This window comes from Pseudoxanthomonas mexicana (genome assembly GCF_046736355.1).
GTDB classification, from domain to species: Bacteria; Pseudomonadota; Gammaproteobacteria; order Xanthomonadales; family Xanthomonadaceae; genus Pseudoxanthomonas_A; species Pseudoxanthomonas_A mexicana_B.
Map to the genome: position 1 here is coordinate 2,798,192 of NZ_CP157201.1, position 11,299 is coordinate 2,809,490.

The 11,299-nt window shown below is 67.6% G+C and carries 8 protein-coding genes; 4 read left to right on the top strand and 4 right to left on the bottom strand.

Translation table 11 applies throughout. The features are described 5' to 3' along the window. Positions 1-42 precede the first annotated feature (42 nt). Positions 43-357 (bottom strand): hypothetical protein, encoded by a 315-nt coding sequence (locus AAG688_RS12835; protein WP_411832634.1) that lies wholly within the window; start codon positions 355-357, stop codon positions 43-45. Here AAG688_RS12835 and AAG688_RS12840 point away from each other — a divergent pair. Together AAG688_RS12840 and AAG688_RS12845 are read left to right on the top strand one after the other, a co-directional pair. Further along, positions 356-730 carry a hypothetical protein gene (locus tag AAG688_RS12840; RefSeq protein WP_411832635.1) on the top strand — a complete coding sequence of 125 codons (375 nt, stop codon included), beginning with the start codon at positions 356-358 and terminating at the stop codon, positions 728-730. The two genes, AAG688_RS12835 and AAG688_RS12840, sit on opposite strands and share 2 nt — an antisense overlap. Beyond that, positions 715-1,725 (top strand): LacI family DNA-binding transcriptional regulator, encoded by a 1,011-nt coding sequence (locus AAG688_RS12845; RefSeq protein ID WP_411832636.1) that lies wholly within the window; start codon positions 715-717, stop codon positions 1,723-1,725. The genes AAG688_RS12840 and AAG688_RS12845 overlap by 16 nt, the downstream gene beginning before the upstream one ends. A gap of 226 nt (positions 1,726-1,951) precedes the next feature. On the opposite strand, the gene AAG688_RS12850 is transcribed toward AAG688_RS12845, so the two are convergent. The 3 genes from AAG688_RS12850 to AAG688_RS12860 form a co-directional block, all read right to left on the bottom strand. Next, positions 1,952-3,415, bottom strand: a complete 1,464-nt coding sequence (locus AAG688_RS12850; protein WP_411832637.1) for an MFS transporter — start codon at positions 3,413-3,415, stop codon at positions 1,952-1,954. 127 nt (positions 3,416-3,542) lie between these two features. After that, entirely contained in the window at positions 3,543-6,083 is a 2,541-nt protein-coding gene (locus AAG688_RS12855) for a glycoside hydrolase family 3 N-terminal domain-containing protein (RefSeq protein WP_411832638.1), read from the bottom strand. A gap of 140 nt (positions 6,084-6,223) precedes the next feature. Further along, positions 6,224-9,019, bottom strand: a complete 2,796-nt coding sequence (locus tag AAG688_RS12860; RefSeq protein ID WP_411832639.1) for a TonB-dependent receptor — start codon at positions 9,017-9,019, stop codon at positions 6,224-6,226. A gap of 224 nt (positions 9,020-9,243) precedes the next feature. On the opposite strand from AAG688_RS12860, the gene AAG688_RS12865 reads away from it, so the two are divergent. Beyond that, the gene (locus AAG688_RS12865; protein ID WP_411832640.1) at positions 9,244-10,713 is read left to right on the top strand and encodes a glycoside hydrolase family 30 protein; all 1,470 of its coding nucleotides are present in this window, start codon (positions 9,244-9,246) and stop codon (positions 10,711-10,713) included. 82 nt (positions 10,714-10,795) lie between these two features. Then, positions 10,796-11,272: an LEA type 2 family protein gene (locus AAG688_RS12870; protein WP_411832641.1), complete on the top strand. Its 477-nt coding sequence runs from the start codon at positions 10,796-10,798 to the stop codon at positions 11,270-11,272. Positions 11,273-11,299 lie beyond the last annotated feature (27 nt).

The window sequence follows — 11,299 nt, forward strand, 5'->3', positions numbered from 1 at the left end:
TTGCCGAACGAAGAGCCGCAAGGCTCTTTTTTTGTTCCGGAATCAGGCTGCGGGACGCCGGTCCTGACACGGCCAGCCGTCTTCCACGCCCTGACCGCAAGGTCCGGCGAACGTCGTGGTCGGATGCAGCGGCTGGATGGACAGCGCCGGTGGCGGCATGGCCGCGTCGGCGCGCCCCGCATCGCCACCGCCATCGCCGGCTTCGCACAATGCATGCGCCCACTCGCGCAGCAGCGCCATGCCGGTGGCGCGGCGGCTCACGGTCTGGGTGCGGATGGTGCAGGGACCGACGTCGGCCAGGATGCGCACCTGCCATGTGCTGCCGCAGGGAGACAGCAAGGCGATGCATTCGTCCATGAAGTCCAGCGCCAGCGCCGCAGGTCCCTTCGCCTTGCCATTGGATGTCCCGGTGCTTTCGCGCCAACTGAATCCCTGTGGCAAAATCCTCGTCCTGCGGCCCATCACGATCATCCCGGTGCTTCGATGCCGCGTATTGGACCGCAGGTCGCGTAAAAACCGCGTGGCGCCGATACTTCAATCTCTTGACAGGCTGTCCGGAACACCCGCCCGCAAGGCGTGCGCCGTCAACGAGTCCGGCCAGCCGATTACCGCGCCGCGGCTTGCCATCGCGCCCGCACCTGCTAGATTTCACTTGCTGACAGCGCTGTCAATGCCCACCTGTCCGATGGGTGCCGCGCTGGGATTGGAGAAGGCATGCGTGTACGCATAGAGGATGTCGCAAAAGCCGCCGGCGTCTCGATGAAGACCGTCTCGCGGGTGCTCAACAACGAGCCCACGGTCAGGGAGGAGACGCGCGCGCGCGTGCAGGCGGTCGCCCAGTCGATGAACTACCGCCCGGATCCTTCCGCGCGCAGCCTGGCCGGGCGCAGGTCGTACTTGGTGGCGCTGCTGTACGACAATCCCTCGGCCAACTACCTGATGGAAATCCTGATGGGCGTGGTCGACGCCTGCCAGGCGCACCACTACGGCATGGTCGTGCAGCCGCTGAACTACGAGAGCCCGGATTTCCTGCGCAGCGTCGAGTCGCTGGTGCAGTTCTCCAAGCTCGACGGCCTGATCCTGACCCCGCCGATCACCGACAGCGTGGAGCTGCTGGATCGGCTGGACCAGCTGTGCATGCCCTACTCCTGCGTCTCGCCGAGGAACCGCGAAGGCACCATCGGCGTCACCCTGGAGGAACACGACGCGGCCGCCGACATGATCGAATACCTGGTCTCGCTGGGGCATACCCGCATCGCCCACATCAAGGGCCATCCCTCGCACGGCGCCAGCGAATGGCGCCTGGCCGGCTACCGCAGCGGGCTGCGCCGCGCCGGGCTGCGCTACGACCCGACGCTGGTCATCGACGGCGAGTTCTCCTTCGACTCGGGCGCGCGCGCGGCCGAGCAGTTGTTCGACCTGGAGCAGCCGCCGACCGCCATCTTCGCCGCCAACGACGACATGGCCGCCGGGGTGATGAGCGTGGCGCATTCGCGCGGGCTGTCGATTCCCGGCGACGTCTCGGTGTGCGGCTTCGACAACACGCCGATGTCGCGGCAGATATTCCCCGCGCTGACCACCGTGCACCAGCCCACCCAGGAAATGGGCCGGCTGGCGACGGTCGAACTGCTCAAGGCGATCAAGGATCCTGCTTCAGGGCAGATGCTCCGCATGCCCTACGCGCTGCAACTGCGGCAGTCCACCGGGCCGGTGCCGCGCCACTGAAAGTTTCTTGTCCTGGGCGAGAAAGCCGGGGCAGCGAACGCGACCGAGCAAGCCCGCAAGCTTGTAGAGCGAAGCTTGCTCCGCTGCTTCGGCAGCCATGACGGAATAGCCGAGCAAGCTCGGCTCTACATGCGCCCCTCGTCGGGCCGCAAAAAAGCCACCGGGCCGGAGAGAGTGGCCCGGTGGCCCGCAGCGCAGCCCCCGGCGCCCGCCAGGGGCGCCGCGTTCAATGGCTGTTGTCGGCGCTGAGCTTGTCCAGGTCGATGCCCTGACTGCGCAGCGTGCGGGTGGCGGCGATGGCGTAGAACGCCAGGTAGGCGAAACACAGCACGCCGATGATGAAGCTGTAGTGGATGCCGACCTTGTCGGCCAGCGCGCCCTGCACCCAGCTGACGATGCCGCCGCCCATGATCATCATGATCAGCAGGCTGCTGCCCTGGTTGGTCTTGTTGCCCAGGCCGGTGATGGCCAGGGTGAAGATGCACGGCCACATCGTGCTGCAGAACAGGCCCACGCTGATGAAGGCGACCACGCTGGTCATGCCGGTGGTGAACATGCCAATCAGCTGGGCGGCGGTACCGCAGATGGCGAAGTACAGCAGCATGCGCGCCGGATTGCCCTTGCTGGCCAGCGTGGCCAGGATCATCAGCACGATCACCGCGGCATAGCCGAAGAACTGCGAGGGATCGTGGCCGGTGATGGCGTTCACCGCCAGGAATACGCCGAACGCCAGGTACGGCAGGATCAGCATCAGCATCCTCTTCGCGCCCGCGCCGACATCGAACGCGCCGGCCGCGCCGCTCCAGCGGCCGATCATCAGGCTGGCCCAGTACAGCGAAACGAAGGGCGCGATCATCGCGGTCTCGATGCCCAGCCCGCCCTGCTCCACCGGCAATTCCAAGTAGGCCGGCAGGTTGTCGATGGTCGACACCTCGACGCCCACGTACAGGAAGATGGCGATCATGCCCATCACCAGCTGCGGATAGGAAAGCGCCGACTTCTTGTGGATCAGCTTGCCGCTGTCCTGCGCTTCGCTCTCGGACAGCTTCTCCAGATCGATGTGGTTGGGCACCGAGGAGAACTTCAGGAAGATGGCCACCAGGATGAAGGCCGCGCCCAGCACCAGGTAGGGCGTCTTGACGCTTTCGATGCTGGCTTCGGTGTTGCCCGCGTTGACGGAGCCGAAGATCGCCACGCTGACCAGCAGCGGGCCAATGGTGGTGCCGAAGTTGTTGACGCCGCCGGCCATCGTCAGCCGCTGCGCGCCGGTCTTGGGATTGCCCATGACGATGGCAAGCGGGTTGGCCGCGATCTGTTGCAGCGAGAAGCCCAGGCCGACGATGAAAAGGCCCGACAGCATCAGGTTGAACGAACCGGTATTGGCCGCCGGATAGAACAGCAGCGCCCCCAGCGCGGAGATCACCAGGCCCAGGCAGATGCCGTTCTTGTAGCCAATCCTGTTGATCACGTCCAGGCCGATGGCCTTGGAAATGGCGACGTAGATCAGCGATCCCACGGTGTAGGCCACGTAGAACGCCAGCGCCACGTACATGCTCTGGGCCTGGGTCAGGTCGAAGGCCTTCTTGAAAACGGGAATCAGGATGCCGTTGCTGGCCGCAACAAAACCCCAGAAGAAAAACACGGTGATCAGCACACTGAACTGCGACCATCGGGTGGTTTGCTGGGTCATGGATGGGTGCCTGCTGGTAGGGGTTCGGAATCGGGTGGAACGGCCAGCCTACGGGGCCGCCGCGCGATTGCACTAGCATTGCGTCGGCACCCCGCGGCGATGCCGCGGGGTGCCGTATGGACCGCTGTTACCGGGCGCACTTCACCGCATCGGCGTCCTCGGCCGCACCGGCCACCACCTGGATGTTGGTGAAGGCCGCGGCGAAGGGCGCGTCGGCGGCGATGCCGAAGGGCATGTCCACGCCGCTCAGGTCCGCGCCCAGCTTGCCGAAGCAGGCCAGCGGCAGCTTGACCGTCTGCTTCCTGCCGACCGCATCGCCGGAGAAGGCCGCGGTGAGATCCAGGCTGGCGCCGCAGCCGGCGCCGCAGCCGAAGGTGAACTGCACCGGCTTGATCGGCGCCTGCCTGACGATCACGTCGAACTGCACGGCGCCGTGCGCGCGCGCCATCGCGGCCAGGTTGTTCTTCGACGGGTTGCGGGCGACGAAACGCGCCGGCGCCAGCCAGGTCACTTCCTTGGCGTCCTGCTGGGTGTTGATCTGGACGGTGGCCACCTGCAAGGCGGGTTTTGCATCCGGCCAGCGCACCGTGCGGTTCAGATCCGCGCCCACGGCCTGCTCCGCGTCGCCGGCCATCATGCGCAGGCTGAAAGGTGCGATGTCGGAACGGTTGAAGATCGGCAGCGCCGTGGCCTCGCCACAACTCGTGGCGCTGTCCTCGGCCAGCTTGCCGACGCTGCCGCCATCGCCGTAGCCCAGCCCCCCGCCCAGCGCGAACTGCGGCTTGTCGTCCGCCTTCGGGCAGGCGACCGCCGGCCACGGGAAGGTCAGCCTGCCGCGGAAATCATGCTCCGGCTTGCCATCGGCGCCGGCCACCAGCACGTCGCTGACGCCCTTGCCCTCGGTGCCGGGCAGCCAGGCGGCGACGAAGGCGCCGGACAGGTTGATCAGGTCGTTGGCGTACAGCGGGCGGCCGGACAGGAACACCGTGACGACCGGCTTGCCGGTGGCCGCGGCGGCCTTCAGCACCGCCAGATCCTCGGGATGGCGACGGCTGTGCGCCAGCGTATCCGACGGCACGATGTCGCCGTTGGTCTCGGCGTACGGCGTTTCGCCGATGGCCGCGACGATCACGTCGTAGCTCGCGGGGTCCACGCCCTCGGCGCTGTCGCGCAGCAGGACGTTGGCCTCGCCCAGCCGTTCGCGCAGGCCCGCGGCCAGGCTGTCGGCATGGGGGAAGTCGGCATTGGTGTTGTCGGTGCCCTGCCAGGTCAGCGACCAGCCGCCGGCCTGGTTGGAGATGCTGTCGGCGCTCTTGCCGACCAGCAGCACGCGCTGTCCGCGCTTCAGCGGCAGCGCGCCGCCGTCGTTCTTCAGCAGCACCAGCGATTGGCGCACCGCGCGGCGGGCCAGGTCGCGATGCACCAGCGACTCGGGCTTGCCCGCGTGGCTGCTGGCGGACGGCTTGCGCTCGAACAGGCCCGCGCGCAGCTTGACGCGCAGGATGCGGGTGACCGCGTCGTCGATGCGCTCCATCGGGATCTCGCCGGACTTTACCTGCGCCACGGTGTTGGCGATGAACGGTTTCCACGCATCGGGCACCATCACCATGTCGATGCCGGCGTTGATCGCCTGCGCGCAGCTGTCGTCGCTGCAACCGGGCACCTGGCCGATGCCGTTCCAGTCGGAGACGACGAAGCCGTCGAAGCCCATCTTCTCCTTCAGCGCCACCGTCAGCAGGTCGCGCGAGCCGTGCATCTTGCCGTAGTCCTTGCCGGCGGCGACGTCGTTCCAGCTGTTGAACGAGGCCATCACCGTCTGCACGCCGGCCTCGATGGCGCCGTAGTAGCCCTGGCCGTGGACGTTGATCATCTGCGCCTGCGTGACCAGCGCGTTGCCCTGGTCCTTGCCGCCGTCGGTGGCGCCGTCGCCGATGAAGTGCTTGGCGGTGGCGACCACGTTGCCGTCGCCGTCGAGCCCGCCCTGCATGCCCTTGACGTAGGCGGCGGCGTACTCGCGGATCAGCGCCGGCTGCGAGGAATAGCTTTCGTAGGTGCGGCCCCAGCGCGCGTCCTGCGCGACCGCTACCGTCGGCGCGAACGTCCAGTCCACGCCGGTGGCGCGGGTGGACTGGCCGGTGGCCTCGGCGATGCGCTCGATCAGCTCGGCGTCGTGCGCGGCGCCCAGGCCGATGTTGTGCGGGAAGATGGTGGCGCCGAACACGTTGCTGTGCCCGTGCACGGCGTCCGTGCCCCAGATCACCGGCACCGGGATCTTCGCGTCGGTCGTCATCGATGCGTCGTGGTACGCATCGGCCAGCGCCAGCCATTCCTGCACCGTGGCATGCTTGTTCTTGCCCGGCCAGGAACCGCCGCCGTTGAGCACCGAACCGATGTAGTAGCGGCGCACCTCGTCGGGCGTGATCGACTTGATCTCGGGCTGCACCATCTGCCCGATCTTCTGCTCCAGCGTCATGCTGGCCAGGATCTCGGCCACGCGCGCCTCGATGGCCGGGTCCTGGGCAAAGCTGCTCTTCAGCGCCGGCCAGTCCTGCAACTGCGCGGAATCATTGGCGGCTGCGGTGGCCGGCTTCCCGGCAGGTTCCTGCTTGCCGCAGGACAGGCAGGCCAGCAGGCCGGCGCCCAGCAAGGTCATACGGATCGGATTCACTGATTTCTCCCACGGTGCGACGACGCGGTGGCAACGTTGGAGCACCCGCATCGTTGATTGGACAGGGCCGCGCGGACGCGGCGGGACTCATGCCCCGCCGCGTCCTGCATGCCGGCTTGCCTGGCAAAGGCCTGGATGCATCACAGCTTGTAGCGGAAGCCCAGCAGGTACTGGCGGCCGTATTCCTTGTAGTCCGACGGCAGGAACACCGTTTCGGAAATGCCGCCGGCCGTGGTTTCCGTGCGATACGGTTCGTTGGTCACGTTGTTGACCTGCAGCAGCACCGAAAGCCCGGACAGCCGGCCGCCATCGGGGAAGTCGTAGCCGACCTGCAGATCCACGGTGCTCTCGGGCATGGTGTTCTGGTAGATGCGGTCGCCGAACAGCGAGGCGTACTCGCCGCGGTACTCGCCGCGGTAACGCTGGCTGATGCGCGCGGAGAAGCCATGCTTCTCGTAGTACACCGTGGCGTTGGCCACCACCTTGGACAGGCCGGGCAGCGTGTCCGTGCTGGAGCCGCCCGGGCCGTCCGGATCGATGGACGACTCGGTGTAGGACGCATTGAGCAGCAGGCCGAAGCCGTCCAGCACCGGGTGGATCATGTCGCCGCCGACCGCGCCGCTGAGCTCGGCGCCGCGCATGTAGCCGCCGCTGCCGTTGACCGGGGTGCTGAAGTTGCCCCAGTTGGAGATCGGCGTGATGCCCAGGTCGTCGTAGCCGGTGAAGTCCCAGCGCACGTTCTGCGTGTAGATGTAGGTTTCCAGATCCTTGTAGAACACCGCCAGGGCCGCATAGGTGGTCGGGCCGAAGTACTTCTCCAGCGACAGGTCGTAGGCGGTGGCCCGGTACGGCTCCAGCTTCGGGTTGCCGCCGCCGCCGCTCCATTCGCGCGTGGTCACGTCGACGCCGGCGGTGGTGTACGCGCCCATCTGCTCGATCGGGCCGCGCATCAGCGTCTTGGCGGCCGCGAAGCGCAGCATCAGGCCGTCGCCGAAATCCGCCGACAGGTTCATGCTGGGCAGGATGTCGCCATACGAAGTGCCGATGGTCTGGCCGCCGGCGATCACCCAGTCGTTGCTGACCGGATCGCGCTTGACGGTGGGGCCGGTGGAGCTTTGCTCGGACCGCACGTACTGCACGCCGACGTTGCCGCGCAGGCGGACCCTGTCGGTCACGTCCATGTCCAGGTTGGCCTTGGCGTAGAACGTCCTGATGTCCTCGTCGACACCGTAGTTCTTCATCAGGTCGTTCTCGCTGGCTTCGTAGCGCAGGTCGTAGTAGCGCGCCAGCAGCTCACCGGCATTGAAGTTGGGCACGTCGCCCAGGCCGATGAAATCCATCGAGGCGCGGCCGTGCGGCACGGTGTCCAGGCGCACCGGCGCGCGGCCGTTCTTCAGGTCGACGTAATGGGCCACGTATTCCCGGTCCTTGCTGCGGCGGGTGACGTTCACGCCCACGTCGTAGCTGCGGAGGAAGTCCGAGGATTCCACCAGCCGGTTCAGTTCGAGCCGTCCCGACTTGAGGGTGTCCTCGGTCGAAGCGATGTCGGTGCGGCCGTCGCGGCCCCAGCCCATCGCGTCCATGCCCAGGTAGATCTGGGTGGGATCGGTCAGGCCCGGGATGGAGAAGCGGTTGAAGCCCTTGCCCGTGGCCAGCTGGAAATCGATGTCCCGGGGCGTGGCGAACGCGGACTGCAGCTCCAGCATCGAGCGCGTGCTCTCGGCGCGGGAATAGCTCAGGTCGCTCTTGAGGGTGTAGATGTCGCCCCAGCCGAACGTGTTGGCCCAGCCCGCCGAGAACAGCTTGTCCTCGCGCCAGTTGGTCTCGTTGAGCATGTTCAGTGCGCCCACGCCGTTGAGCGTGCCGCGGGTGACCACCGGCACGCCGCCCACCAGGGTGGTGCCGACGTTGGTGTAGCGCACCTGGCCCTGGGTCGGGTGGCTCCACCAGGGGTCGTTGTTCCACATGATGCTGTTTTCGGTTTCGTCCTGGTCGAACGTGGAGTAGTACACGTCGAGGATGCTGTGGAACCGATCATTGGGCTTGAATTCCAGCACCGCCATCACGCCGTCGCGGGTGATCTCGCGCGACTTCAGCGATGCCTCGCCGGCCTGGCGGGCCACCGCATCGGCCGGCTTGCCCGGCTGCGGCGCGCTCCAGGCGTCGGGATTGCCCCACCACCACGCCTTTTCCTGCTGTTCCTGGAACGGCGAGTCCATCCGCGCCACGCCGACGGCCAGGCCAAAGGTGTCGTTCGCGAACTGGTCCACGTACGAGGCGCTGGCGCGGTAGCCGGTGTCGCTGCTTCCGTCGATCAGTTCGCCCAGCGAGTTGTACTCGCCCTGCCCGCTGAAGGTGATGCGGCGCTGGCCGATGTCCAGCGGGCGGATCGACTGCATGTCGATCGTGCCGGAAAGCCCCTGGCCCACCAGCGAGGCGTCCGGGGTCTTGTACACGGTGACGGCGTTGATCAACTCGGCCGGGTACTGATCCAGTTCCACGCCGCGGCTGCCGCCGGTGCTGACCTGTTCGCGGCCGTTGAGCAGCGTGCCGCCGAACTGCTCGGACATGCCGCGGATGTGGATGACCTGCGCGCGTCCGTCCACCCGCTGCATGGTCAGGCCCGGCAGGCGCGAGATGGAGTCGGCGATGCTGATGTCGGGCAGCTTGCCGATGTCCTCGGCGGATATGGCCTCGACGATCGAGGTCGACTCGTTCTTGGTCTCCACCGCGGTGGCGATGGCCGCGCGGATGCCGGTGACGCGGACCGCATCGAGCGTCTCGACGCTCTGCTCGGCCGGCTGCGCGGCCTGCTGGGCCTGCGCGGCCAAGGGGAAGGCCAGCGCCAGACAGCACGCCACGGCCAGGTTCTGCTTGCGCAATGCACGACGATGCGCGGGCGGGTTCATCCCCGCCAGGTGATGTTGGTGATGCATCTGGTCCTCTCCGACCGTTGTTGACAGCGCTGTCATATACAAGCTCAAATGGACTGTCAACAAATTCACGACGAGCGCGGCGCCAGTCCACGCATGGGATTGAATTTGCTCGGCCGCCCGGGACCGGGACGGAAATTTCGCTGCACCGCAACAACCTCTTTGCGCGGATTCCGCCAGGGTTCCGCACCTGCAAACCGACGCTCGCGACACGGGAGAATCCCAGCATGTTCCGACACCTGTGCAAGTCCTCGCGCCTGTTCTGCGCCAGCCTCGCCCTGATGCTGCCCGCGGCCGCCCCGCTCGGCCATGCCCGGCCGGCGGACGGCACCCGGGTGGAGGTGTGGATCACCACCGCCGACCACGCACTGGCGCTGGCGCCCTCGACGCCCGGCCGCTTCGGCGATGCCGCGGAGAACGACAGGCTGCATATCGCCATCAACGATAGACAGCGCTATCAGGAGATGGTCGGCTTCGGCGCATCGCTGACCGATTCGTCGGCATGGCTGATCCAGCACAAGCTGGACCCGGGCCAGCGTGATGCACTGCTGAAGGAACTGTTCGGGCGCCAGCCCGGCGGCCTGGGGCTGAGCTTCTCCCGCCTGACCATCGGCGCGTCGGACTTCTCGCGCCACCACTACAGCCTGGCCGACACCCCGGACGGCAAGCCGGATCCCGAGCTGGAGCACTTCAGCATCGAGCCGAACCGCGGCGACGTCATCCCGGTGGCGCGCGCGATGCTGGCGCTCAACCCGCAGCTGAAGATCATGGCCTCGCCGTGGAGCGCGCCGGCGTGGATGAAGGACAGCAACAGCCTGATCCAGGGCCGCCTGCTGCCGCGCTACTACGACGCCTTCTCGCGCTACCTGCTGCGCTATGTCGACGCCTACGCGGCCGAAGGCATCCCGATCTTCGCCCTGACCGTGCAGAACGAGCCGGACTACGAGCCGAAGGACTACCCCGGCATGCGCCTGAACGCAGCGGCGCGCGCCCGCCTGATCGGCGATCACCTTGGCCCGATGATCGCCGCGCGCGGCACCGGTCCGCAGCTATTCGACTGGGACCACAACTGGGACAAGCCCGGGGAGCCGCTGGGCGTCCTGTCCGATCCAGCGGCAAACCGGTACGTCGATGCGGTCGCTTGGCATTGCTACGGCGGCGACGTGTCGGCGCAGACGCCGGTGCACGAGGCCTTCCCCGACAAGGACGCGTACATGACCGAATGCTCGGGCGGCGACTGGGAGCCGGTGCGCAGCGGCGGCCTGCCGCTGCAGGCGAGGAGCATCATCATCCGCAGCGCGCGCCATTGGGCGCGCGGCGCGCTGTTCTGGAACCTGGCGCTGGACGAGAACAACGGCCCCAACGCCGGCGGCTGCCATACCTGCCGCGGCGTGGTGACGATCGATTCGCGCACCGGCGCGGTCAGCCGCACCGACGAGTATTACGCGCTGGCCCATGCCAGCCGGTTCGTGCGGCCCGGCGCGCACCGCATCGCTTCCGGAGAAACCGGCGGCGATCTGGACAACGTCGCTTTCCGCAATGCGGACGACGGTTCGCTGGTGCTGCTGGTGACCAACGCCGCGAGGCAACCGCGCCGCTTCACCGTCGGCCACGACGGCCGGCGCTTCGCCTACACGCTGCCGCCTCGCAGCCTGGCGACGTTCGTCTGGAATCCAGGGGCCGCGCGGGACGATTGAGGGCCGCCGGCGCTGCGGCTGCCATCCGCAACGCCATACGCCGTAGTATCCTGCCCTCCCCATCATCTTGCGGAGCGGTGGCATGACGCGGCGTATCTCCCTGCTGATCCTTGTGCTGGCGACGGCCCTGCTGGCCGGCTGCGGCGACGGCATCGTCCGCCGCGTCTCCGAGCCGGCGATCAGCGTGCAGCAGCTCACCGTCAAGGCCGACGGCCAGTGGTCGGTGGACTTGCGCCTGCAGAACTACAGCAGCATCCCGATGCGCTTCGACGCGATCAGGATGGACGTGCAGGTCGGCGACCAGGCCGCCGGCACGCTGCAGGCCGCGCCCGGACTGTCGGTCGGCCCGGAGTCGGCGGACGTGTTCACCGTGGCCTTCGCTCCCACCAGCGCGGGCCGCATCGTCGTGGCCGACGCGCTGGCCGGCCTGCGGCCGCTGCCCTACACGCTGAAAGGCAGCGTCGACGCCACGCCGCAGGACGCCAAGGCGCGCAATTTCGAGGTGGACACGCGCAACACCCTCAACCCCGTCCCCGGCCTGGACGGCGTGCTGCGCTGACGGCGCGCGCATCCCCTGCAAGCAACC

What these genes read in the sequence shown, in the direction of transcription:
- AAG688_RS12865 (WP_411832640.1), top strand. Translation starts at nt 9,244, where the DNA reads ATGTTCCGACACCTGTGCAAGTCCTCGCGCCTGTTCTGCGCCAGCCTC.
- AAG688_RS12845 (WP_411832636.1), top strand. Translation starts at nt 715, where the DNA reads ATGCGTGTACGCATAGAGGATGTCGCAAAAGCCGCCGGCGTCTCGATG.
- AAG688_RS12870 (WP_411832641.1), top strand. Translation starts at nt 10,796, where the DNA reads ATGACGCGGCGTATCTCCCTGCTGATCCTTGTGCTGGCGACGGCCCTG.
- AAG688_RS12835 (WP_411832634.1), bottom strand. Translation starts at nt 357, where the DNA reads ATGGACGAATGCATCGCCTTGCTGTCTCCCTGCGGCAGCACATGGCAG.
- AAG688_RS12860 (WP_411832639.1), bottom strand. Translation starts at nt 9,019, where the DNA reads ATGCATCACCAACATCACCTGGCGGGGATGAACCCGCCCGCGCATCGT.
- AAG688_RS12850 (WP_411832637.1), bottom strand. Translation starts at nt 3,415, where the DNA reads ATGACCCAGCAAACCACCCGATGGTCGCAGTTCAGTGTGCTGATCACC.
- AAG688_RS12840 (WP_411832635.1), top strand. Translation starts at nt 356, where the DNA reads ATGAAGTCCAGCGCCAGCGCCGCAGGTCCCTTCGCCTTGCCATTGGAT.